Origin of the sequence: Chryseobacterium rhizoplanae (assembly GCF_900182655.1) — a bacterium.
In the GTDB taxonomy this organism is placed as follows: domain Bacteria; phylum Bacteroidota; class Bacteroidia; order Flavobacteriales; family Weeksellaceae; genus Chryseobacterium; species Chryseobacterium rhizoplanae.
In genome coordinates, this window is the sequence record NZ_FXTC01000001.1 from 570,220 (window position 1) to 593,395 (window position 23,176).

At 36.4% G+C, this 23,176-nt stretch carries 23 protein-coding genes; 12 read left to right on the top strand and 11 right to left on the bottom strand.

Going from position 1 to position 23,176, the window contains the following annotated elements; translation table 11 throughout:
* The first annotated feature begins 331 nt into the window (after positions 1-331).
* The gene (locus FN817_RS02500) at positions 332-2,485 is read left to right on the top strand and encodes an alkaline phosphatase PhoX (protein ID WP_142716570.1); all 2,154 of its coding nucleotides are present in this window, start codon (positions 332-334) and stop codon (positions 2,483-2,485) included.
* Positions 2,486-2,543: 58 nt separating this feature from the next.
* Entirely contained in the window at positions 2,544-3,443 is a 900-nt protein-coding gene (locus FN817_RS02505) for a leucine-rich repeat domain-containing protein (protein ID WP_142716571.1), read from the top strand.
* 2 nt (positions 3,444-3,445) lie between these two features.
* On the opposite strand, the gene FN817_RS02510 is transcribed toward FN817_RS02505, so the two are convergent.
* Entirely contained in the window at positions 3,446-3,769 is a 324-nt protein-coding gene (locus FN817_RS02510; protein ID WP_103293686.1) for a translation initiation factor, read from the bottom strand.
* Positions 3,770-3,974: 205 nt separating this feature from the next.
* Here FN817_RS02510 and gpmI point away from each other — a divergent pair, with 205 nt between their 5' ends.
* The 5 genes from gpmI (at position 3,975) to FN817_RS02535 (ending at position 8,908) form a co-directional block, all read left to right on the top strand.
* Positions 3,975-5,516, top strand: coding sequence for a 2,3-bisphosphoglycerate-independent phosphoglycerate mutase (gpmI, locus tag FN817_RS02515; protein WP_142716572.1), 1,542 nt, complete (start codon positions 3,975-3,977; stop codon positions 5,514-5,516).
* A gap of 150 nt (positions 5,517-5,666) precedes the next feature.
* Complete coding sequence (locus FN817_RS02520; RefSeq protein ID WP_142716573.1) at positions 5,667-6,644, top strand: acyl-ACP desaturase; 978 nt, start codon at positions 5,667-5,669, stop codon at positions 6,642-6,644.
* A 100-nt stretch (positions 6,645-6,744) separates the two neighbouring features.
* Positions 6,745-7,176, top strand: a complete 432-nt coding sequence (locus FN817_RS02525; protein WP_047422710.1) for a BT0820 family HAD-type phosphatase — start codon at positions 6,745-6,747, stop codon at positions 7,174-7,176.
* A 155-nt stretch (positions 7,177-7,331) separates the two neighbouring features.
* Positions 7,332-8,141 (top strand): type I methionyl aminopeptidase, encoded by an 810-nt coding sequence (gene map, locus FN817_RS02530; protein WP_142716574.1) that lies wholly within the window; start codon positions 7,332-7,334, stop codon positions 8,139-8,141.
* A complete protein-coding gene (locus FN817_RS02535) occupies positions 8,141-8,908 on the top strand; it encodes a class I SAM-dependent methyltransferase (RefSeq protein ID WP_142716575.1) in 768 nt (255 codons plus the stop codon). The genes map and FN817_RS02535 overlap by 1 nt, the downstream gene beginning before the upstream one ends.
* A gap of 42 nt (positions 8,909-8,950) precedes the next feature.
* Here the strand turns inward: FN817_RS02535 and FN817_RS02540 are convergent, their stop codons facing one another.
* The 3 genes from FN817_RS02540 to FN817_RS02550 form a co-directional block, all read right to left on the bottom strand.
* A complete protein-coding gene (locus tag FN817_RS02540; protein ID WP_142716576.1) occupies positions 8,951-9,664 on the bottom strand; it encodes a T9SS type A sorting domain-containing protein in 714 nt (237 codons plus the stop codon).
* Between the two features lie 146 nt (positions 9,665-9,810).
* Positions 9,811-10,143: a DMT family transporter gene (locus FN817_RS02545; RefSeq protein ID WP_047422714.1), complete on the bottom strand. Its 333-nt coding sequence runs from the start codon at positions 10,141-10,143 to the stop codon at positions 9,811-9,813.
* Positions 10,144-10,383: 240 nt separating this feature from the next.
* Positions 10,384-10,947, bottom strand: coding sequence for a Crp/Fnr family transcriptional regulator (locus FN817_RS02550; protein WP_142716577.1), 564 nt, complete (start codon positions 10,945-10,947; stop codon positions 10,384-10,386).
* 349 nt (positions 10,948-11,296) lie between these two features.
* On the opposite strand from FN817_RS02550, the gene era reads away from it, so the two are divergent.
* Together era and FN817_RS02560 are read left to right on the top strand one after the other, a co-directional pair.
* Positions 11,297-12,172, top strand: a complete 876-nt coding sequence (gene era / locus FN817_RS02555; RefSeq protein WP_047384549.1) for a GTPase Era — start codon at positions 11,297-11,299, stop codon at positions 12,170-12,172.
* Between the two features lie 66 nt (positions 12,173-12,238).
* A complete protein-coding gene (locus FN817_RS02560; protein ID WP_142716578.1) occupies positions 12,239-12,667 on the top strand; it encodes a DoxX family protein in 429 nt (142 codons plus the stop codon).
* Between the two features lie 56 nt (positions 12,668-12,723).
* On the opposite strand, the gene FN817_RS23030 is transcribed toward FN817_RS02560, so the two are convergent.
* Positions 12,724-12,876: a bacteriocin-like protein gene (locus FN817_RS23030; RefSeq protein ID WP_167498800.1), complete on the bottom strand. Its 153-nt coding sequence runs from the start codon at positions 12,874-12,876 to the stop codon at positions 12,724-12,726.
* Between the two features lie 118 nt (positions 12,877-12,994).
* On the opposite strand from FN817_RS23030, the gene FN817_RS02565 reads away from it, so the two are divergent.
* On the top strand, positions 12,995-15,397 hold the full coding sequence (locus tag FN817_RS02565) for an alpha/beta hydrolase family protein (protein ID WP_142716579.1): 2,403 nt from the start codon (positions 12,995-12,997) through the stop codon (positions 15,395-15,397).
* 139 nt (positions 15,398-15,536) lie between these two features.
* Here the strand turns inward: FN817_RS02565 and FN817_RS02570 are convergent, their stop codons facing one another.
* Positions 15,537-16,226, bottom strand: coding sequence for an HAD family hydrolase (locus tag FN817_RS02570; RefSeq protein WP_142716580.1), 690 nt, complete (start codon positions 16,224-16,226; stop codon positions 15,537-15,539).
* 76 nt (positions 16,227-16,302) lie between these two features.
* Between FN817_RS02570 and FN817_RS02575 the strand changes: the two genes are divergently transcribed.
* Positions 16,303-16,866: a Crp/Fnr family transcriptional regulator gene (locus FN817_RS02575; RefSeq protein WP_142716581.1), complete on the top strand. Its 564-nt coding sequence runs from the start codon at positions 16,303-16,305 to the stop codon at positions 16,864-16,866.
* Between the two features lie 325 nt (positions 16,867-17,191).
* Positions 17,192-17,695: a GNAT family N-acetyltransferase gene (locus tag FN817_RS02580; RefSeq protein WP_142716582.1), complete on the top strand. Its 504-nt coding sequence runs from the start codon at positions 17,192-17,194 to the stop codon at positions 17,693-17,695.
* A gap of 154 nt (positions 17,696-17,849) precedes the next feature.
* On the opposite strand, the gene FN817_RS02585 is transcribed toward FN817_RS02580, so the two are convergent.
* From FN817_RS02585 to FN817_RS02605, 5 genes are all read right to left on the bottom strand, one after another.
* On the bottom strand, positions 17,850-19,211 hold the full coding sequence (locus FN817_RS02585; RefSeq protein ID WP_142716583.1) for an MATE family efflux transporter: 1,362 nt from the start codon (positions 19,209-19,211) through the stop codon (positions 17,850-17,852).
* A 97-nt stretch (positions 19,212-19,308) separates the two neighbouring features.
* Positions 19,309-20,493: a sigma-54-dependent transcriptional regulator gene (locus FN817_RS02590; protein ID WP_047422724.1), complete on the bottom strand. Its 1,185-nt coding sequence runs from the start codon at positions 20,491-20,493 to the stop codon at positions 19,309-19,311.
* Between the two features lie 56 nt (positions 20,494-20,549).
* Positions 20,550-21,209 carry a YggS family pyridoxal phosphate-dependent enzyme gene (locus FN817_RS02595; RefSeq protein ID WP_142716584.1) on the bottom strand — a complete coding sequence of 220 codons (660 nt, stop codon included), beginning with the start codon at positions 21,207-21,209 and terminating at the stop codon, positions 20,550-20,552.
* Between the two features lie 75 nt (positions 21,210-21,284).
* The gene (locus FN817_RS02600) at positions 21,285-22,151 is read right to left on the bottom strand and encodes a polysaccharide deacetylase family protein (RefSeq protein WP_142716585.1); all 867 of its coding nucleotides are present in this window, start codon (positions 22,149-22,151) and stop codon (positions 21,285-21,287) included.
* Between the two features lie 292 nt (positions 22,152-22,443).
* A complete protein-coding gene (locus FN817_RS02605) occupies positions 22,444-23,175 on the bottom strand; it encodes a DUF72 domain-containing protein (RefSeq protein WP_228451449.1) in 732 nt (243 codons plus the stop codon).
* Between the last annotated feature and the right edge of the window lies 1 nt (position 23,176).

Below are 23,176 nucleotides of genomic sequence, written 5' to 3' on the forward strand. Positions count from 1 at the left end.
CGGGATTCGGGATTCGGGGTTTTGAAATGCGGTTCGGGGTACGAGGTTCGGATTATAATGTGTTATAATTGAAGACACGCAAAAAAAAACACATCAGCTGCTCAGTTTATTTTCATCCCTGAATTTCTGTATTTGCACCCACATCCCGAAACCCCGAAATCCCGCATCTCGAAACCCGCACCCCGTAATCTGCCTCATTTAACAAAAAATTAATCCCATTAACATTAGGTTTTTGATAAGTTAATATTCACTGATTTATATTTAAAATCCTATTAACAGAGGAAAAGCGCTAAAAAAATAGTTTTGCAGTGTCTAATAAATCAAATAAAAAATGAAGAAAAAACTACTAACAATGGGAGCGTTGGCTATACTGGCCAGTTCAGGTATCCAGGCGCAGACTCTGATATTCAATAAGAATGCATCTTGGAGCTACAAAGATAATAACCAGGCTCAGCCTACAGGATGGAATGCCCAGACTTATGATATTTCAACATGGGCGGTAGGAAACGGGCCGTTGGGATATGGAGATCCTGTAACCACAACCATCAATTCAGGGCTTACTACAGCGTATTTTGCTAAAGATTTTACGATAGATCTTTCAACACTTTCCGATACTATGGAGCTGGGAATAATGAGAGATGACGGTATTATAGTTTACCTGAACGGAGAGGAAGTCGTAAGAGACAATATGCCTGCAGGTGCTGTCACATTCAATACCTTTTCATCTACAACTATAGATGGAGCAGCAGAAAGTGTTTATAACCTTTTCACGATACCAAAATCAAAATTTGTAAACGGTGTTAACAGACTTTCTATAGAATTGCACAACAGAAGTACGACCAGTTCAGATTTAAGAATTGATGCTTACCTGAAAACTACCGCTAATACAACGATTCCTGTAGCTTGTAACGGAACACATATCAGCTGCTTTACTTCAATTGTTCCTACAGCACAGACTGATAAGCTGATCATTCCTGCTGAACACAAATACCAGCTTATTTTAAAAGAAGGAGATAATTATACTGAAGGAGGAGGATTAGTGGGAGGTCAGAATGACTTTACCGCTTATGTTCCAAAAACAGGAAGCAGTACCAACGGATATCTTTCTGTAAACCATGAAACGAATCCGGGAGGAGTTACCATGGCGGAAATCAATTATAACGCGACTTCAAAGCTTTGGCAACTGTCAAAATCAAGAGCGGTAAGTTTCTCAGATCCAAGTTTGGTACAAACTATCAGAAACTGTTCAGGAGGAATTACACCTTGGGGAACCGTAGTAACCGCTGAAGAGTCTGTGACTTCCAATGACGTGAACAATGACGGATACAAAGATTATGGTTGGCTGGTAGAGATTGATCCTGCAACAGCTCAGGTGATTTCTAAAAATACTGACGGATCCAAAGGAAAACTTTGGCAGATGGGAATCATGAACCACGAAAACGTAGTGGTGAATAATGCAGGAACAACTGCTTATTATGGGGAAGACGGTGGAACTCACATGGTGTATAAATATGTAATGGACACTCCGAATAACCTTTCTTCAGGAAATCTATATGTTTTAAAATTAGATCAGGGATTATCAACTGCAGGAGATCCGGTAGGAACTACAGCAACATGGATCCAGGTTCCTAATAAAACGAAAGCAGACCAGAACAATACAGGTCCGTTAGCTCTTTCTTTAGGAGGAACAAAATTTAATGGTATTGAAGATGTTGATATCAGCCCGCTGGATGGGAAAATTTATTTTACATCAAAAGGTTTAGACAGGGTATACCGTTTACAGGATAACGGAACTACCGCTTCTCAGGTGGAAACTTTCGTAGGTGGAGGTTCTACAGTGTATTCTTTCAATACGGCTCAGGGTGTAAAGTCTGAAGTATGGGCTGATGGAAATGACAACCTTACTTTTGATGAACTTGGAAACCTTTGGGTACTTCAGGATGGAGGTAAAAACTATATCTGGGTGATTGCTCCTGATCACACACAGGCCAACCCGAAAGTAAGATTATTTGCTTCTATGCCAGCAGGTGCAGAACCTACAGGGCTTACATTTACGCCTGATCATAAATTTGGTTTCTTCTCTATTCAGCACCCGGATTCAACAATCTCTACAGATGTGGATGCTACAGGAAATACAATCAACTATAAAGGAAAATCAGCGACCATCGTTATTGCACTTAAAAATAACCTTGGAACTGAAGGAACTTTAGGAACTATTGATACCAAAACTGCAGAAAATACTGTAACGGTAGCACCAAACCCGACTTCCGGAATCGTAAAAATCAATTCAGCAAAAGGATTGAAAGATATTTCAGTGACCGCTTACAGCATGGACGGAAAAATCGTATTTACGAAGAAATTCAACGGTACAAACAAAGTATTGGATCTTGATTTCACGCAACAGTTGGAAGGATCTCGTGTTTTGGTTTTAAATATTGAAGCTGAAGGAGGTTTCCAGAAAACAGTTAAACTTGTAAAGAAATAAATTATTTATAATTCTTGTCTGTCAGTGGCTTCTGTCGCTGGCAGACCTTTTTATGTTTATGAAAAAGCTTTTCTTACTTATTTCCATCCTATCACTTTCTAAGATCAATGCACAGATTGATCCTGTGAAATATCCTACTTTTACCAATATTGAAGATGCTTTAAGCAGTAAAAAAGCAGTATATAGTATGAGTTTCAGACAGAAGGGATTGTTTAATCTTCCCCCTCAGATCGTGAAGCTGGATTCATTGTTCTTTCTGAATATTATGGCCAATAAGCTTGAGAAAATGGATCAGGAACTCTTTGAATTGAAAGAGCTGGAGATTTTAAATGTGAATGAAAACAGCATTAAATATATTCCGGATGAGGTAAGCAAGCTGAAGAAACTGACGACTTTTTCAATGAATCTGAATAGTCTGACAAGCATTAATCCCAATATTGCAAAGCTTCAGAACTTAAAAGTAGTACATTTTGATGCCAACAATCTGAATACTTTCCCCGAAGCACTTATGGAAATTGCAGCGTTGGAAGAAATTAACCTTCAGGGAAACCAGATCAGTTTTATTGCAGACAGACTGGATCAGATCAAAAATCTTAAATTTTTGAATCTTTCTGATAATCAGATTAATGATCTTGGTAATTTGTCTTTTCCTAAAAACTTAAAATATCTTGAACTGCAGCAGAATGCCATCAGCAAGCTTCCGGAAAACCTTTTCAAAGCTCAGCATCTTGAATTTCTGAATGTAAGTGGAAATAATATCTCGGAAATTTCACCCAAAGTAAAAGGGTTGAAAAGCGTAGTCAGCATGAATCTTGCCAACAATAATCTAAAAGATATTCCTGTAGAAATCAAGCAGCTGAAAAATCTGAAAACATTGATTCTTACAGGAAATCCTATACAAAAATCTACAATTGAAAATTTAAAAACCTTACTGCCGGATACGCAGATCTACTTCTAGATCTATCCGCCAACACGTTTGGTTTTATATCCCATTTCTTTAAGGATATTCATTATTTTATCACGGTTATCCCCTTGAATGATAATCGTTCCATCCTTCTCAGAACCGCCTATACCTAAGGTGGTTTTTATTTTCTTTGAGATTTTTTTCAGGTCTTCCTCACTGCCTTCCCAGCCTTCAACAATAGTGACAGGTTTACCATTTCTCCCTTTCTTCTCAAATTTGCATACCAAAGGTTCTTTCTGCTTGAATTGCTCTTCAGGCATCTCAAAATCCTGCTCTTCATGCTCAGGAAAAAGATTCTTCAATTGATCTCGTAAATCCATACCGCAAAATTAAAAAGATTTACTGATTAATGGCGGGAATTGAAGACGAAATTTTAATTTTTCAACCCTGTCAAGGTTTAAAACCTTGACAGGGTTTGATTATCTGTAATATCACCCTGATGATCAGCAATCAATAAAATTCAAGACTTCAAATTCTTCTATTCATAGGAAATTAGGTAAATTTGTCTAACAAAAGTTTTACAAAATGTCAAAAAAAGCAATACTGGCAATTCTTGACGGATGGGGATTGGGAACAAACCCTGACGTTTCTGCAATAGATAAAGCAAATACACCATTCATAGACAGCTGTTACAAAAAATTCCCGCATACTACACTTGAAGCAAGTGGATTGGCGGTAGGTTTACCAGCCGGACAGATGGGAAATTCTGAAGTGGGGCACATGAACCTGGGAGCCGGAAGAGTGGTTTACCAAAACCTGGTGAAACTGAACATGGCGGTTGAAAACGGAACACTGGGTCAGGAAAAAGTGATTCAGGATGCTTTCGAATACGCCAAAAAAGAAAATAAGAAAGTACACTTTATCGGACTGGTTTCCAATGGAGGAGTGCACTCACATATCAATCACTTAAAAGGATTACTGACGGCTGCAAAAGAATTCGGTTTGAATGAAAACGTTTTTGTTCATGCATTTACCGATGGCAGGGATTGTGATCCGCATTCAGGATTAGGATTTATCGATGAACTTCAGAAGCATATGGAAGCAACTACCGGAAAGCTGGCAACAGTAGTAGGAAGATACTATGCAATGGACAGAGATAAAAGATGGGAGCGTGTAAAACTGGCTTACGATGCCCTTGTAGAAGGAATAGGAGAGCAGACAACGGATGCTTTGGCAGCAATTAAGAGGTATTACGATAATAATGTAACCGATGAATTCCTGAAACCCATCATTTTAATGCATACTACTGCTACAGGAAATGTAGTGCCGGTAGCAAAAATCATTGAGGATGATGTAGTGATTTGCTTCAACTTCCGTACAGACAGGGGAAGAGAAATTACAGAAGTTCTTTCTCAGAAGGATTTCCCGGAATTTGGAATGAAAAAACTCAACCTTTATTATATCACGTTGACGAATTATGATAAAACATTCCAGAATGTACAGGTTGTTTTTGATGAAAACGTTTTGACGGAAACAATGGGTGAAATTCTTGAAAAAAATGGAAGATCCCAGATCAGAATTGCGGAAACAGAGAAGTATCCACACGTTACTTTCTTCTTTTCAGGAGGAAGAGAAGAAGAATTTGAAGGAGAAAGAAGACTGCTTTGCCCAAGCCCGAAAGATGTTCCTACTTATGATCTGAAGCCGGAAATGTCAGCCTATGATATTACCAATGCTATCGTACCGGAACTGGAGCAGGGAACTGCGGACTTTGTTTGTCTGAATTTCGCCAATACTGATATGGTAGGACATACAGGCGTTTTTGAAGCCGCTGTAAAAGCTGCCGAAGTAGTAGACCAGTGTATCGAAAAAGTAGCAACCGCTGCTTATGAAAACGGATATGCTGTTTTTATTCTTGCCGATCACGGAAACTCAGACGTAATGATGAATCCTGATGGAACTCCTAATACACAGCACTCAACCAATCTTGTGCCTTTCATCGTAATGGATAAAGACCAGACCTGGAATCTGAAACCAGGAAAATTAGGGGATGTAGCGCCTACAATCCTTAAAGTAATGGGCGTTGAAATACCGGCTGTAATGACGGGAGATGTTTTAGTTGATTAAAATTCAATAATATTGTCAAAAGAATGCCGTTATACTTTGTAGAACGGCATTCTTTTATGATTTATGTCAGATAAAGTATGCAAGTCATACTTTATTATGCGCTAAATAATAAATAAATCATATCTTTGTAAATTAAAACTGAATAGTAAAATGTATCAAAAGCTTGTAAGGAAAGAAGTAATGGGATTATTGGAAAAGGAAGTAGGTTCTTTTCTTGATAAATTTTTAACGCCAATTGAAAAAATATGGCAGCCTTCCGATTATTTACCAGATCCTTCAAGCGAAGAATTTAAACACGACTTAGAGGAAATCCAGACTTTTGCCCGCGAAATGCCTTATGATCTTTTTGTAACATTGATCGGGGACTGTATCACAGAAGAAGCTCTTCCTTCCTACGAGTCTTGGTTAATGGGAGTTGACGGAATTAATCAGGAAGAGAGATTAGGCTGGGCCAATTGGGTAAGAGCATGGACTGCTGAAGAAAACAGACACGGAGATTTATTAAACAAATATCTTTATCTGTGCGGAAGAGTAAACATGAGAGAGGTTGAAATTACCACTCAATACCTGATTAATGATGGTTTCGATTTGGGAACAAGTATGGACCCGTACAGAAACTTTATCTATACAAGTTTCCAGGAGACAGCTACCAACATCTCTCACAGAAGAGTAGGTACATTGGCTAAACAATCCGGAAACGGAAAATTGGCAAAAATGTGCGGTGTGATTGCTGCAGACGAAGCAAGACACGCTAAAGCTTACAAGCATTTTGTAGCGAAAATCCTTGAAGTAGACCCTTCAGAAATGATTCTTGCATTTGAAGATATGATGCGTAAAAAGATCGTAATGCCTGCTCACCTGATGAGACAGTCCGGACAAAAGGCCGGGGAACTTTGGGGACATTTTTCAGATGCTGCACAAAGATGCATGGTATATACTGGTCAGGATTATATCAATATTATGAAAGACCTTTTGGATGAATGGAAAATTGAGCACGTAAAAGGACTTACAGAAAAAGCAGAAAAAGCTCAGGAATACCTGATGAAGCTTCCTGCAAGGCTTCAGAAGATCACAGACAGAGTTTCTACTCCGGATCTTCAGTTCCAGTTTAGCTGGGTAAAAAGCTAATAAGATTTACATTATTATTTAAAATATAAAAGTAATTGAGTGCCTTTCTTTTGGGCACTCTTTTTATTTCTTATCTTTGCAAAGCTAAAAAAACAACAAAATGTTAAATAATAAAAAGATTGCTGTTGACTTTGACGGGACTATTGTTGATGACGCTTACCCGGCCATTGGAAAACCGAAAACTTTTGCATTTGAAACTTTGAAAAGACTTCAGGCTGAAGGATACAGACTTATACTTTGGACGTACAGACACGGAAAAACATTAGATGAAGCCGTAGAATTCTGCAAAAAAAATGGAATAGAATTTTATGCTGTGAATTCCAGTTTTGAAGGAGAAGTTTTTGATCATGAAACACAATCCAGAAAATTAGATGCAGATTGGTTTATTGACGACAGAAATTTAGGAGGTTTCCCGGGATGGGGTGAGATCTACAATATTATCCAGGAAAGAATAGAATTCCGTGTAGAAGGGAAGGAAGTTCTTGCCTATTCAAAACTTAAAAAAGAAAAGAAAAAAGGACTTTTCTGGTAGGATAAAAATGAGAAGCCGGATATTGGAAATTAGTTTTTAATGTCAAATCAAAGCTTCTTTTTTTATCAGAAAGAGTCTGTAGATTGTTATAATATAGAAATACGCATTATGCTGTAATCTAGCTTCTAACATCTGATATCTAACATCTATATACAATGATTCAATTAAAAACGATAGACGAATTACGTCTGATGAAGGAGAGTGCCCGACTGGTTTCTAAAACATTGGGAATGTTGGCAAAAGAAATTAAACCAGGGATTACAACCTTATATTTAGATAAACTGGCTCATGATTTTATTAAAGATCATGGTGCTGAGCCTGCATTTTTAGGATACGGAGGATTCCCAAACTCTCTTTGTATCTCTCCGAATGAGCAGGTAGTTCATGGTTTTCCAAACAATGATGTAGTAAAAGAAGGAGATGTTCTTTCTGTGGACTGTGGAGTTATTCTTAACGGGTTCGTAGGAGATCATGCCTATACTTTTGAAATCGGGGAAGTGAAACCTGAGGTTAAAAAATTACTACAGGTTACCAAAGAATCTTTATACAAAGGAATTGAGCAGGTTGTCAGAGGAAAGAGAATAGGAGATATCTCCCATGCAATCCAGACACATTGTGAAAAAGAAGGATATGGAGTGGTAAGAGAGCTTGTAGGACACGGTTTAGGAAGAAAAATGCACGAAGATCCGCAGGTTCCCAACTATGGAAGACAAGGAAGCGGAAAGATAATTAAAGACGGTTTGGCAATTGCCATCGAGCCGATGGTTAATATGGGAACTGAGAAAGTGAAATTCCATAATGACGGCTGGACGGTAACGACTTTAGATAATATGCCATCTGCTCACTTTGAACATGATGTGGCGGTGATCAATGGTAAGCCGGTATTGCTTTCTACATTTGACTATGTATATGAAGCTCTGGGGATTGTAAGTGACGAAGAAAAGCAGTTCCAACTGGATTTTTAATGAAAAAGGTAACGAAACTTTTACTGAATAAAATTCCACGCCCTATGCTTATTAAAATGAGTATCTGGGCAAGACCGCTTATTTACCAGTTTTTCAAAGGAAATCAGTTTTATGATCCTATTGATGGAAGATCTTACAGAAAATTTCTTCCGTATGGTTATGGAAAACAAAGGGAAAATGCTCTTTCTCCCGGAACTTTAAGTCTGGAGAGACACCGTCAGATGTGGCTGTATCTTCAGAATGAAACTGATTTTTTTATTAAGAATTATAAAGTTCTGCATATTGCTCCTGAGCAGGAATTTTTAAGGAAATTCAAGAGAATGAGTAACCTGAACTATATTTCGGCAGACTTATATTCTCCAATTGTAGATGTGAAAGCTGATATCCTGGATTTACCTTTTGAAGACGAAAGTTTTGATATTATTTTCTGTAACCACGTTCTGGAACATATCGAAGACGATGCCAAAGCTATAAGTGAACTGTACAGGGTAATGAAGCCTGGTGGATGGGGGATTCTTCAGGTTCCGATGAAAAATTCATTGGAGAAAACCTATGAAGATTTTACCATTAAAGATCCGAAAGAACGCCAGAAACACTTCGGCCAATATGATCACGTCCGCTGGTACGGAATGGATTATTTTGACCGCTTAAGAAAAGCTGGCTTTGAAACAGAACCGAACTTCTATTCACAGAAATTCTCAGAAGAAGAAATAAAAAAATATGGGTTAAGGCACAATGAAATCTTGCCTGTAGTTTATAAAAAATAAAAAAAACCGTTTTCAGTTACTGAAGACGGTTTTTTTATATCTCTATTGCTCTTTTGTAAAAGGATATGATTTATAATTTTCCAAAACTAAAATATACTGTCCTTTTTGCAAACGACTTGTATCAATTGATATTTTAGTGTCATTTGTTGTGGTTTCAAATACCAGTTTCCCTGATAGATCATAGATCTTAAGCGGAAGTTTTCTCTCAATATTTTCAAGATGTAAAACCTCTTTTACAGGGTTTGGATAGGCTTTAAAAGTTTTTGTCGCTGTTTCAGTTTCTCTAGTACTTAACTGTGCACTGTTGTTATAATATATCTTGTTTCCTGAAGGATCCATGATCATAAGTGTTTTAACATTACCGTTGGTTGTGATCTGATAACTGTATATAGATCCGTAAGCACCTAAAACATACGCATCACAATTTTTCTGATCATAGGCACGAACAGGTCCTGCATTTCCTCCATTATAAAACAAAAGAGTACAAGAGCTTGCTGTTTTGATGAGATTATTACCTCCCGGTATAACCCCGAAACTCATCATAGAGGTGTTATAATATCTGGAGTTAATGACATAGCTTGTTCCTCCCGCAGAATTAAAAGTAGTAGCAGGAACTCCATTGTCTATTGCAGGAGTGTTGGTTGTCTGGCCGCTGCTGGTTACCATCTTGGAAATATACCAGTTGTTGGAAAGTAATTCGGAAGTTTGCTGGGCAGTCAGTAAACTACCTGCTAAAAGGAATAGTAATTTCTTCATATGTTAAAAGTTTTCAGTAAAGATATAAAAAGAATTTATTTCTACCGGTCAGTTGATTAGGATAATAAAAGATCAGAATTCAGAACAAAAAACCGCCTTCATTACGAAGACGGTCATTTTTAAATATAGATAGAAGTTTATGCTTCTTAGTGTGATGAAGATACAGCTTTCAGACCTACTACAGAACCAATAAGCGTTACAATAAAGAAAACTCTCCAAAAGCTTACAGGATCCTTAAAGAAGATAATTCCCATTAAAGCAGTTCCTACCGCTCCAATTCCTGTCCATACCGCATAAGCAGTACCAATAGGTAAGGTTTGAGTTGCTTTAATCAATAAAACCATACTGATGGTCATGGTTATCAGGAAACCGGCATACCACAGGTACATCTCAGTTCCTGACGTTTCTTTTGCCTTTCCAAGACATGATGCGAAGGCAACTTCAAATAATCCCGCGATAACTAATATTAACCAATTCATTTTTTTAAATTTTTCTACGGCAAAGTTCAGAATTTGACAGGAGAAAAAATTTTACAATTGTTAAAAAATGAAAATGTAGAGAGAGTAAAGAAAGGAAGATGGAGGCTGGAAGAAAGAAGTTATGATAGCCTATTAAGAAATCTTGCTCAATTTTATTAATTAATGGGAATGCTTAGTAGTTATCATATGAGAAAATAACTTCCATCCTCCAGCTTCCTGCTTCCATTCTCAAAACCGGAATTACTTGATTTCAGCCCGTATCCTGCTCAAACTTACCTGAGTAATCCCAAGATACGACGCAATATACCCCAGTTGAACTCTTTTTAGCAGCTCAGGCTGATAAGCCATAATATCTTTATAACGCTCCAGCGAAGTTTTAAACTGCCTGGAAATAATGAGCTCCTCGGATTTTATCATCTCGGCTTCTGCCAGTTTTCGGCCCCAGTTGGCAATATGAATATCTTCATTGAACAGTTTTCTGAGGTTTTCCGTTTCCATTCTGTACAGATCACAGTCTTCCAGCAGTTCGATGCTTTCATAACCGGGTTTGTCCTCTACATAGCTTTTCATAGAAAGGATGCATTGTCCTTCACTACCGAACCAGAATGTAATATCATTATCAGCAGTTGAAGAATAGGCACGCGCAATCCCTTTACGGATAAAATAGAGATAAGGAATCACTTTATCAGCTTCCATCAGGCAAAAACCTTTAGGATGTGAAATCTCGGTGATATGCTCTTTTAAACTGTTTTTTGATGCTTCAGGAAGAAGGTAAACCTTGTCGAGAATCTGGTCTATATTCATAAAAGATGAATTCTAATATTCAAAAATATCAGTTTTAAGTAATGCAATACAAAATTATCGGTAACTTTTATAAGAAATATTGTAATGAAGACAATCAAAATTATTTTGACTCAGAATACATATCATTAAATATTATAACGGAAAGGGGAAAAATTCCTCTCTTCTGGAGGGGTGGCTAAAATTCAAAGAATTTTTGACGGGGTGGTTAGCCCATTAATCGAGTCACTGTAAATTTTCTTTTCATCATACCATATTTGGGAATATAACTCTCTTTTTTCTTTTAAAAATTAAGATTAACCGTAAAGACCAATTTTGTTTTAGTAACTTTGCAGTTCGTAATATTATTTTTATGCACAAAGCTGGATTTGTAAATATAGTTGGAAAGCCCAATGCGGGAAAATCGACCTTGCTTAACCAATTAATGGGAGAGAAGTTGGCGATTGTAACGCAGAAAGCTCAGACAACCCGCCACAGAATTTTTGGTATTTATAATGAAGATGACCTTCAGATTGTATTTTCCGATACTCCGGGAGTATTGGATCCAAAATACGGATTGCAGGAAAAAATGATGGATTTTGTAAAAGACTCTTTGCAGGATGCCGATGTTTTCCTGTTTATTGTAGACGTTACCGATAAAGCGGAACCATCAGAATTTTTAATTGATAAACTGAATAAAATCCCTGTACCTGTACTTCTTTTATTGAATAAAGTAGACCAGACCGATCAGGCCGGACTTGAAAAATTAGTAGAAGACTGGCACAACAGAATTCCAAAAGCTGAAATTCTGCCTATTTCTGCTTTAAATGCCTTCAATACAGAAGTTATTTTACCTAAAATAAAATCTTTACTTCCTGAAAATCCTCCTTACTACGATAAAGACCAGTATACGGATAAGCCCGAAAGATTCTTTGTAAATGAAGCGATACGTGAGAAAATTCTTTTGAACTATGATAAGGAAATTCCATACTCAGTAGAAGTCGTGACTGAGCAGTTCAAAGAGAAAGAAGGAATTATCTTCATAGACTCAATTATTTATGTAGAAAGAGATACTCAGAAAGGAATTATTATCGGCCATAAAGGTGAAGCGATCAAGAAAGTGGGAACTGAAGCAAGATTAGACCTGGAAAAGTTTTTCACCAAGAAAATTCATTTAAACTTATTTGTAAAAGTGAAAAAAGACTGGAGAAAGAATGACAGAGATCTTAAAAACTTCGGTTACAGATAAACTAAAATAGCCGGAATCCCGTTGTATTAAAAGATTTTTATTACCTTAGTATAAATTTTTTAGTAAATGAACTATAATAATTCAAATTGGAGCTCAATACCTAAAGATGTTATTTTATTAGCTGTGAGAGTATTCATTGGTTTTGCAATGCTGTCTCATGGCTTTCCAAAACTTCAGATGCTGTTGGCAGGCGGTAAAATCGAGTTCTTCGATTTTATGGGACTTGGTCCTCAGATCTCTCTGATTCTTACGGTTTTTGCAGAATTTGTTTGTTCAATACTACTTATATTAGGGCTTTTTACAAGAGTTTCTTTAGGCTTTCTGATTTTTACCATGATCATCGCTGCTTTTGCAGTACATGGAGCAGATCCTTTTGAGAAAAGAGAAATGGCACTTGTCTATCTTTCCGTTTATCTTTTACTCATGGTAATCGGAGCTGGAAAAGTTTCGGTAGATCATATGATTGAAAGAAGAAAAAGAGCTTCAGACTGGTAATCTTAAGAATATAAAATATGAAAGGCACTTCAGTACATGAAGTGCCTTTTCTGTTGTTAATAATTGCAATTTGGCAGGCATTCCCAGATAGGAGCACCGCTTGGAGTTTTACCTACTCTGCAAGCCATGTATCCCGAATCACATAATGGTGCATTTCCTCCTTTAATTGTTTTCAGATTGCTCTTTGATAATTTTCTTAAATTTTTCATATTATTTTAATTTGTAAGATAAAAGTAATGAAAAAATAAATATGACACTAAAAAGAGTCTTATTTTTTCGTGTTAGAAATTTGTTAAAATTCACTACATTCGTAGAAAATGAATTTATATGAAGATAAAACTGACTATTTGCCTATTGGCATTTCTCAATTTTTATGATGCACAGGAAAATATTACTTATCAGAAACCTTCTGCTGAAATTTTAAAATTGGCAGATTATCAAAGACCTCCAAGTGTTCTGATGAACAGCAAAAAAGACTGGGTAGTTTTTACTTATCGTCCAACATATAAAACACTGGAAGATCTCAGCCAGAGTGAAATGAAGCTTGGCGGACTTAGAATCAATCCGGTTACCAATATCTCAAGCAGCATGACCTACTCAAATAATCTGAAGATCAGAAAGATCAATGATAAAAATGAGATTCAGGTAAAAAACCTGCCTTCCAATCCAAAAATTGCTTACGTTTCGTTTTCTCCGGACGAAAAGAAACTGGCTTTTACCAATACAACAAATAAAGGAGTAGAATTGTGGATCGTAGATATGGAAACTGCTTCTGCAAAAAAAATTACAGCTGATAATCTGAATGCCAACCTGGGAATGCCTTATGTTTGGTATAATGACTCTCAAAGCTTCCTGATCAGAACACTTCCACAAAACAGACCTGCCCTTATAGATGCAGCCAAAGATCTTCCGACAGGCCCGATTGTTTCAACAGCAGATGGTAAAGTCTCTCAAAACAGAACGTATCAGGATCTTTTGAAAAATCCTCAGGACGAAAAAAACTTTGAAACGCTTACTGCTTCTGAAATCTATAATGTAGATTTTAATGGAAATCTTAAGAAATTTAAAAATCAGGATATGTATACCGGCTTAAGTTTCTCTCCGGACGGAAATTACCTGATGGCTACAACGATTAAAAAACCGTTTTCCTATATCGTTCCGCTTAGCAGATTTCCATCTACAACGGTGATATATGATATGAAAGGAAATGCTGTAAAAACAGTAAACCAAGTTCCTTTGAATGAAATAATGCCGAAAGGATTCTCCTCTGTAAGAACCGGAAAAAGAGATATGGGATGGAGAAGTGATGCGCCTGCTACGCTTACCTATGCTGAAGCTCTGGATGGAGGAGATCAGTCTAAAACAGCGGATTACAGAGACGAGATATTTACCTGGGAAGCCCCGTTTACAGCAGCTCCAAAATCTTTCTTCAAAACAAAGCAGAGATATGATAACGTAGTCTGGACTAATGATCATTATGCCATTGTCTCTGAAGGCTGGTATGACACAAGAAATACAAAATCTTACCTGATAGATACTAACAGCGGAGAATCTAAAGTTTTCGATGACAGAAATTATCAGGATGTTTACAGTGATCCGGGAAACTTTAATACAACGAAAAACCAATACGGGAGATATGTAATCGATATGAAAGGAGGGAAAGCCTACCTTATCGGAGATGGATTTACCAAAGACGGGCAGCATCCATTTATTGATGAAATGGATGTAAAATCACTAAAAAAGAAAAGACTTTATACCTCTAATATAAAAAACGGTAAAGAAGAAATCATTGATATTCTTAATGCTTCAAAGGGTGAAATTCTTACGACTCAACAGTCGCCGAGCCTTTATCCTAATTATTTCAAAAAGAATATTAAATCTAATAAAGCAGAAGCCGTAACTAACTTCGCCAATCCTTTTGAAAGTATCAAAGATGTTTACAAAGAAGTGATTACTTACAAGAGAAATGATGGTGTTACTTTAACCGGAACTCTTTATCTTCCTGCCAATTACGACAGAAAAACGAAAAAAGAGAAACTTCCGTTGCTGATCTGGGCTTATCCTACTGAATATAAAGATAAAAATACAGCAGGGCAAAATACCCAAAACCCGAATGACTTTACATTCCCTTATTACGGATCATTTGTATACTGGACAACCAAAGGATATGCAGTTCTGGATGACGCAGCCTTCCCGATTATTGGTGAAGGAAAAACAGAACCTAATGATACTTTCATTCCTCAGTTGGTAGCAAATGCAGCAGCAGCTATTGATGCAGTAGATCACCTGGGATATATTGATAGAAAGAAAGTAGCTGTAGGAGGGCATTCTTACGGTGCTTTTATGACAGCAAACCTTCTGACGCATTCTGATCTTTTTGCATGTGGAATTGCAAGAAGTGGAGCTTATAACAGAACTTTGACGCCATTCGGGTTCCAGAGTGAGCAGAGAAATTATTGGGATATTCCGGAGATTTACAACAAAATGTCTCCGTTCATGAATGCTGATAAAATGAAGACACCACTTCTTCTGATTCATGGGGATGCAGATAACAACCCGGGAACTTTCACTCTACAGACAGAAAGATACTTCCAGGCATTAAAAAATCTGGGTGCTCCGGTAAAAATGGTTCTTCTTCCAAAAGAGGCCCACGGATACCAGGCTAAAGAAAACATCTTACACCTTTTATGGGAACAGGATCAGTTCCTTGAAAAGTGTTTGAAGAAATAATTACAAAAAGAGACTGTTTATCACAACAGTCTCTTTTTTTGTTTAAAAAATATTAATTAAAACTTTATACATACAATTGCTTAAAGCGAAGCTTATCTTAATAATCTTATCAACTTAATAAATCTTAATGGTTTAAATATTAAAGATACTTCAGAATTTCATCAATACTTTTCAGCTCCATAAAATTTGGATGCTCCAGGTTAATATCATGCTGTTCATGGCTCCATGTGACATGATAAGGAATATGAGCGGCAAAACCACCAATTTCCAATACTGGCAGAACGTCTGATTTTATAGAATTCCCAAGCATCAGGAAGTTTTCAGGTTTACAATCCAGATGTTTCAGAAGCTTTTTATAATCATTTTCTTTTTTATCACTCATGATCTCGATATGATGAAAATAGTCCTGTAATCCTGAATTTTTCAGTTTACGCTCCTGATCCAGAAGATCTCCTTTTGTAGCAACAACCAATCTGTATTTTCCCTTTAAGCTTTCAAGAGTTTCTGTAACTCCATCCAATAATTCAATAGGTTTTTGAAGAAGATTCTGACCTAGTTGGATAGCTTTGTTTACCAGTTCCAGCGAAGCGGTGTTATTGGAAACCCTGCCAATAGTCTCAATCATGCAAAGCATAAATCCTTTTACTCCATAACCGTACAGATGGAGATTCTGCATTTCTGTTTTAAATAATTCCTGTGATACTGAATGTTGCGGAAGATAATCCTCAAGGAGTGTACAGAATTCTTTTTCTGCCTCCTGAAAATAGGGTTCATTGATCCAAAGCGTGTCATCTGCATCAAAGGCGATCGTGGTAATATGATTATTCATTTTTGTTTTGTAATTTTCTGTTCGCAAAATTCAGTATAAAAACTCAATACGCAAAGGACATTTGTCCCGGATCCATATGTTACGAACAAATCAGGCATTTTTAAGTTATTTTGAAGACCTTTATCATAAGCAGGAGGGTAGAGAGGAAGTCGTTTTAAAGTCTTTTTTCAGAGATGAAGATATTTTGGTTCAGGATCAGCCGCTGTCAAAGGTTATGCTGATCAAAGAAGGGATTGCCAAATGCTATTTCACCGAAGAAAATGGAAAGGAATACATTGTCGAATTTCTTGGAAACGGTGAAATCCTTGGGGAAATAGAATTGATTAAAAATATCAGCTGCTTATGTGGGGTAAAAGCAGTTTCTGAGCTAACAGTGTATGAAACGAATATTTCCTGTTTTAAATCTTTGATTAATAATGATCTTGCTCTGAACCATTTACTGCTTGATTCATTTGCGGAACGGATTATCAACACTTCTAGCAGAGCATCCTATCAACAGTTATATACCGTAGAACATACTTTAACACAATTACTGAACATGCAGTCCCAACAGGGAATTCATATTTCAAAAGAAGATATGGCAGCCTATCTTGGAATCACGGTAAGGAGCTTGAATAGAATCTTAAAGGATTTGAAATGATTTTTTATAGTCCGAAGATGCAAAGTTTTTATTCCCTTTATTATAATCTATTTAATTAGTAAATCTTCCGGTAATTAAAAATAAGCAGTGTTTAATTTTATCGGAGATAAAATCTTTGCGTCTTAAAAAACATTCAATCTTTTAATTCTATTGCGCCTTTGCGTATTCCAAAAATAAACAGTTTGATTTTTAGGCAATGATTTATTTATGTTTTTTAGGGGTGTATGTGTTTTAAATATGAAAATTTAATAATTAAGTGTGATTTTCAAGGGGTATTTTTATAAATTTAGTATTTTTGCATTAAAATAAGTTGGATCCAATATTCATGGAAAAATTAAAGTTCAGAAATGCTGAATTGGCAGATTTAAATAAAATCGTAGCTATATATAATTCAACAATTGCTTCAAGAATGGTTACTGCAGATATGGAAGAAGTCTCTGTAGAAAGCAAGTTAAAGTGGTTTGAAGAACATAATCCTCAGACAAGGCCTCTTTGGGTGGTTGAAGATGAACAAAGCCAGATCATCGGATGGGTAAGCTTCAGTTCATTCCATGAAAGAGCGGCATACAACGGAACGGTGGAAGTAAGCATTTATCTGGATGAAACCTGTAGGGGAAAAGGATATGGTAAAACGATTCTTCAGTATTGTATTGATAATGCAGGTAAATTTGGGGTGAAAAACCTGGTAGCTCTTATTTTCCTTCATAACGAGCCAAGTTTGAAGCTATTCAGACACTTTGGATTTGAAGATTGGGGAAGCCTTCCTAATGTAGCCATTCTGGATGGTGTAGAAAGAAGTCTGAAGATCTTAGGAAAAAGAATAGATTAAGCTAAGTAGAAAATTGTGCCTATTCGTGAATCTAATTTGTGCTATTTGTGTTTAAAAAATATGCATAATCATATAGATATAAATCAATGCTCTATTTTAAAATTAAAAAATATAAAAAAGGCTGTCTCAAATATTGAAACAGCCTTACTTTTTTTTATGAATTCTGCTTAATTTTTTTCGCAGACATATTCAGGAATCGTTTCACCAGGAAAACAGCAGATACCGTTAATCCTAATCCCAGTGCAATCCACATCCCGAATGCACCCATTTCCAAAGTAACACAGAAGAAATATCCCAATGGGATGGTAATCACCCAATAGGCGATGAAAGTATAAATAGATGGAATTTTCACATCTTGCAGTCCTCTCAGCATTCCTAAAGCTGTCACCTGAATTCCGTCAGAAAGCTGGAATAAAGCAGCAATGATCATTAATTTTGCAGCCAGTGTAATGACTTCCACTTCTTCTTTTTTCGTGAAGAAAGTTGGGAGTATATTTCTGCCTAAAATAAATACCAATCCACAGATACACATGAAAATAAAGGCAATTTTCAGGTTGTTGATTCCTACCTTTCTGAGTTCCACAAAATTCTGCTCACCCAGTTTTCTACCAATCATAACCGTTGAAGCAACACTAAACCCTACACATAAGTTAAAGGTAAAAGAGGCCATACTTAATGCGATTTGATGAGAAGCAATATCATGAGCAGAAATCAATCCACAGATAAATGCTGCTCCTGCAAAAGCGGTTACTTCAAAAAACATCTGTAAAGCTGTAGGTAATCCAAGTCTCACCATTTTATCAAACATCTGTTTTGAAAAATCCTGAATTTTTAAAGAAAAATCTTTGATATAACGTCTTGTTCTTTCTTCTTTCACCAATACAAAATAAAGGAAAACCACCATAAAAATTCTGGAAATCAAGGTTGCCAGAGCAGATCCCTGTACACCCATTGCAGGAACTCCCCAAAGTCCTTTGATAAAGACATAATTTAAGGCGATATTGATGATATTCGCAATAATGGTTGCTTTGGTTACCCCAATGGTATAAGATAAACCTTCAGAAACTTCACGAAGGGTCTGAAATGCCATAAATGGAATCATACTGACCACCATTATACTTAAGAAGCCTACTGTATCAGGAATAATCTTGGCCGGCTGTCCGGAGTGATAGAGCAGAGGCATCCCCAAAAGTAAAATGACCATCAGAATTACCCCCACAGACATGTTGATGATAAATCCATGGCTGAAAACGGAATTAATCGTTGCGTGGTCCTCTCTTGAATGGGCTTCCGAAACCAATGGCGGGATAGCAAATGAAAAGCCCAGCGCTAGTACAAATATGGAGAAAAACACAGCATTCCCCAATGAAACGGATGCCAACGCATCAGCACCCAAAAGTTTTCCGACAATAATATTATCGAATAAGTTTACCGAAACCTGCCCCACCTGGGTAAGCATCACAGGCAGAGCCAAAGTCAGGCATTCTTTCGTATAATTTTTGTTTAAAAATTTCATAATATTTTAAGATTCATATAGTTTATAATTCAATAGGGCAAAAAAAAATTGCAGTGGTAACACTGCAATTTTTATAATATCGTAAATAATAGCTTTATTATTTCCTTACAAAACTTGCAACGTCACCTTCAGAAACAGTGTTTCCACCAAGAATAATCAATCTTTCTACAACATTCCTTAGCTCCCTGATATTTCCAGTCCATGAAAGAGATTTTAAAGCGTCAACAGCTTTATCATCAAACTTTTTCACAGCAGTACCATGCTCATCAGCAATCATACCTGAGAAATGCTCAACAAGCAATTTGATGTCCTCTTTTCTGTCATCCAATGGCGGAACATAGATTTCAATAACAGAAAGTCTGTGGTAAAGGTCTTCTCTGAATTTTCCTTCCTCAATTTCTTTCTGCATATTCTTGTTGGTTGCCGCAATTACTCTTACGTCAACTTTTATTTCCTTATCACTTCCTACAGGAGAAACTTTGCTTTCCTGAAGAGCTCTCAATACCTTAGCCTGAGCAATAAGGCTCATATCACCAATCTCATCAAGGAAGATGGTACCGCCGTTAGCCTGCTCAAATTTTCCCTGCTTATCTTTAATTGCTCCTGTAAAAGATCCTTTTACATGGCCGAAAAGTTCAGATTCAATAAGTTCAGACGGAATTGCAGCACAGTTTACCTCTATCATAGGACCTCTTGCACGTTCACTTTGATTGTGAATGGCGTGGGCTACCAATTCTTTTCCGGCACCATTAGGTCCTGTAATCAGAACTCTGGCATCAGAAGCGGCTACCTTTTCGATCATATCCTGAATCTTTTGAAGAGCAGGAGAATTACCGATCATCTGGTATTTTTTATTTACTTTTCTCTTTAAGGTTTTGTTTTCAGTCTGAAGATTTTTGTTTTCTTTCTTCAGGGTTTCCTTCACTAAAGCATTTTTTACACTTGTAATCAATCTGTTGATGTCAATTGGCTTGGAAATAAAATCGTATGCACCCTCTTTCAAGCAGGAAACAGCAGAATCAATGTCTGCGTGGCCTGAGATCATGATAAAAGTAGTTTCTGGTTTTAAGGCGAGACTTTGCTTTAAAAGTTCAGTTCCTGAAAGTTTAGGCATTTTAATGTCAGAAATCACCAGTGCGAAATCTTCTTTTTCTACCTGCTTGTAACCTTCAAGGCCGTCTTCAGCGATAACAAATTCATAATCGGTGAGTTCATCCGAAAGAATACTGTGAAGTACTCCCGAGATTGCTTTTTCGTCTTCTACTATAAGGATTTTTTGCATAGTTGCAAATTTAAATTTTTTGTTTCAATTATTAGCAAAAACTGTACCTAAATATTCTATTTTGAATAGTCTCTTCTTCCGAAAATTGCAGATCCAACTCTCACTGAGTTAGCACCACACTCAATAGCTATCGGGAAATCATCACTCATTCCCATTGATAATGTATTCAGCGTTTTTAATTGATTTAATTCATCGAAAAGCCCCTTCAGGATTAAAAATTCATTTCTGACCTGCTGCTCATCATCCGTGAACGTTGCCATTCCCATTAAACCGGTAATTTCAACATTAGGGAATTGACCTTCAATATACTGTTGAAACAGATGTTTCGCTTCAGCAATTTCCAGCCCGAATTTACTTTCTTCAGCTGCGATTTTTACCTGTAGCAGAACCTTAATGATCCTGTTGTTCTTTCCTGATTCTTTGTTGATTTCTGATAATAATTTTTCAGAATCCACACTTTGTATCGTATCTATAAAAGGAGCAATATACTTTACTTTATTGGTCTGTAAGTGGCCAATAAGGTGCCATTGGATATCCTGAGGAAGGAGAGGAGATTTCTCCATCAGCTCCTGTACCTTATTCTCTCCAAAAACTCTCTGTCCCAGGTCATATACTTCCTGTACTGCAGAAGCGGGATGGGTTTTCGAAACAGCAACCAGCTGAACATTGGATGGCAGCTGGTCTTTTATGGATTTATAATTTTCTTTAATACTCATAAATGCAAATTTCCGAAAATTCCCTGACAGTTGCCAGTGAAGAATACATTTTACATAGTCCTTTTTATAGAAAAATTAATTCAAAACTTCATTGATCTTAGGATATTGAGAGATCTTTCTGAAAACAAACTTGTTGCTTTTCTGCAGCTTTTCAATAAACAGATCCAGCTCATTGATAGAATCTGTATCTCTTAGATATTGATCATGAGTAAGGAACACCAGATGTCTTGACGTTTTCTCAAGATCGTTAAAGAAAATACTATCCACTTTCTTAATCATGGCTTCATGGCTTCCCTTTAAAGTCATTTTCTGGGAAGGTCTCCATTCAAGATCCCAGCCGATTACTTTGTAACCTGCTTTTTTAAGACCATCAGCGGCTGCAGTAGAGCTTTTGATATCAGTTACATTTATATTGTTGAGCCTCCAGATATTCCTTCCCGGAGTTCTTGCTATTTTATCAGAAAGCTTCAAGCTGTCTTTGGCGATATCAAAATCGTGTACTACAGATTCAGCATTTTTATAAAAATCTGTGTATTTGTTATGGGCATGGCTAAAGCTATGGTTGGCTAATTCTACAAGGGGATTTTGCTTCAGAAGCAGTAAATCGTCTTTTTGTTTTTTGCTTCCATAAGCATGTTTTCCTACCAGAAAGGCGGTTGCGCAAACATTTCTTTTATCCAGGATTTTTAAAAGATTTTCGGTTCCCTGATTAGGGCCATCATCAAAAGTAAGGTAGATCACTCTTTTATCCGTATCTACACTTTCATCGTCCATTTTAGGGACTATTTCTGCGGAAGGATGTTCCTGTGAATTGACAACAGGGTCATTATTCACTTCATTTTTAAAATTACAGCTATACAATAAAGCCGAAGTTGCACTCATCAATGCAAACATCCCGAGAAAAGTCTTATTTGTTGACTTTCCCGCAAAAATTTTTCTCATAAAGATAATGGAATTTAATTTGTTAAAAATCGTTAAAAATAACAGTTGAAAGTTAACAAATTACATGCCATGCTGTGCATGTTTTTTTCTTTTTAAGTTTATTTTAAGAACTTTATTTTAAGGGATATTTCCTTTGTTCGATGAATTGTGAAGTTATGATTTCGTTTTCTTTAAATTTTAACATTTACAAATACGAAACCAATAGCTTTTCTCTATTTTTATTAAGGTTTCAATATTCTTCATAGGATGGGGAATTATTTAATTTTAACAAAATCAGAATAATACATTGGTTTTATTCTAAGATGCTTTTTAAATACAAAGAATTTGTAATAGCTGATGTGCCCCAGGTATTATTAAAAAATACAAAAGCGGTTTGCTGAGAACTTCTGATTTTCCCTGCAAGGTCATCCAAAAAGGGTTTACTGTATTCAGATTTGTAAAGAACGGGTTTTCCATGAAGTCTGTAATAGAGGATCTCCGGATGATTAATAATAAAATCTTCGGGAAGATTGCCTGGGAAACTGACACCTGAGAAGACGATATTATGTTGTTTTAAAAAATCGAATATCTCTTTTTGCCACCATGAAATGTGTCGGAATTCAATAACGTTCAGAAATGTATGATCGATACTGTTGATGATCCGTTCTGTATTTTCTGCTGTATTTTTAAAAGAAGGAGGAAGCTGATAGAGAAATCCTGCAAGCTTATCTTTCAGATTACTTTGAATGTGATCGCAGAATGCTGCAATTTCTTCTTTTGAATTTTCAAGACGATTGATATGGGTAATAGTTTTTGGGATTTTAATGAAAAATTTAAAATCATCCGGTGTTTCGTCATACCATTTCAACAAGGTCTTAGAAGTGGGTTTTCTATAAAAAGTAGAATTAATTTCTACCGAGTTGAATGTTTGTGAATATAAAGAAAGAAAATCTTTACTTGGGGCATCTTTAGGATATAAAGACCCTTTCCAGTCGTTATTATAAAATCCTGAGCACCCTATGTAAAGATTTTCTTTTGTCATCATA

Excerpts from the sequence above, each read along its gene's own strand:
- FN817_RS02535 (WP_142716575.1), top strand. The coding sequence starts at position 8,141 with ATGAAAAAGGTAACGAAACTTTTACTGAATAAAATTCCACGCCCTATG.
- map (WP_142716574.1), top strand. The coding sequence starts at position 7,332 with ATGATTCAATTAAAAACGATAGACGAATTACGTCTGATGAAGGAGAGT.
- FN817_RS02560 (WP_142716578.1), top strand. The coding sequence starts at position 12,239 with ATGAACTATAATAATTCAAATTGGAGCTCAATACCTAAAGATGTTATT.
- FN817_RS02570 (WP_142716580.1), bottom strand. The coding sequence starts at position 16,226 with ATGAATAATCATATTACCACGATCGCCTTTGATGCAGATGACACGCTT.
- FN817_RS02520 (WP_142716573.1), top strand. The coding sequence starts at position 5,667 with ATGTATCAAAAGCTTGTAAGGAAAGAAGTAATGGGATTATTGGAAAAG.
- FN817_RS02600 (WP_142716585.1), bottom strand. The coding sequence starts at position 22,151 with ATGAGAAAAATTTTTGCGGGAAAGTCAACAAATAAGACTTTTCTCGGG.
- FN817_RS02590 (WP_047422724.1), bottom strand. The coding sequence starts at position 20,493 with ATGCAAAAAATCCTTATAGTAGAAGACGAAAAAGCAATCTCGGGAGTA.
- gpmI (WP_142716572.1), top strand. The coding sequence starts at position 3,975 with ATGTCAAAAAAAGCAATACTGGCAATTCTTGACGGATGGGGATTGGGA.
- FN817_RS02525 (WP_047422710.1), top strand. The coding sequence starts at position 6,745 with ATGTTAAATAATAAAAAGATTGCTGTTGACTTTGACGGGACTATTGTT.
- era (WP_047384549.1), top strand. The coding sequence starts at position 11,297 with ATGCACAAAGCTGGATTTGTAAATATAGTTGGAAAGCCCAATGCGGGA.
- FN817_RS02580 (WP_142716582.1), top strand. The coding sequence starts at position 17,192 with ATGGAAAAATTAAAGTTCAGAAATGCTGAATTGGCAGATTTAAATAAA.
- FN817_RS02545 (WP_047422714.1), bottom strand. The coding sequence starts at position 10,143 with ATGAATTGGTTAATATTAGTTATCGCGGGATTATTTGAAGTTGCCTTC.
- FN817_RS02540 (WP_142716576.1), bottom strand. The coding sequence starts at position 9,664 with ATGAAGAAATTACTATTCCTTTTAGCAGGTAGTTTACTGACTGCCCAG.
- FN817_RS02550 (WP_142716577.1), bottom strand. The coding sequence starts at position 10,947 with ATGAATATAGACCAGATTCTCGACAAGGTTTACCTTCTTCCTGAAGCA.
- FN817_RS02585 (WP_142716583.1), bottom strand. The coding sequence starts at position 19,211 with ATGAAATTTTTAAACAAAAATTATACGAAAGAATGCCTGACTTTGGCT.
- FN817_RS02565 (WP_142716579.1), top strand. The coding sequence starts at position 12,995 with ATGAAGATAAAACTGACTATTTGCCTATTGGCATTTCTCAATTTTTAT.
- FN817_RS02605 (WP_228451449.1), bottom strand. The coding sequence starts at position 23,175 with ATGATGACAAAAGAAAATCTTTACATAGGGTGCTCAGGATTTTATAAT.
- FN817_RS02595 (WP_142716584.1), bottom strand. The coding sequence starts at position 21,209 with ATGAGTATTAAAGAAAATTATAAATCCATAAAAGACCAGCTGCCATCC.
- FN817_RS02505 (WP_142716571.1), top strand. The coding sequence starts at position 2,544 with ATGAAAAAGCTTTTCTTACTTATTTCCATCCTATCACTTTCTAAGATC.
- FN817_RS02510 (WP_103293686.1), bottom strand. The coding sequence starts at position 3,769 with ATGGATTTACGAGATCAATTGAAGAATCTTTTTCCTGAGCATGAAGAG.
- FN817_RS23030 (WP_167498800.1), bottom strand. The coding sequence starts at position 12,876 with ATGAAAAATTTAAGAAAATTATCAAAGAGCAATCTGAAAACAATTAAA.
- FN817_RS02500 (WP_142716570.1), top strand. The coding sequence starts at position 332 with ATGAAGAAAAAACTACTAACAATGGGAGCGTTGGCTATACTGGCCAGT.
- FN817_RS02575 (WP_142716581.1), top strand. The coding sequence starts at position 16,303 with ATGTTACGAACAAATCAGGCATTTTTAAGTTATTTTGAAGACCTTTAT.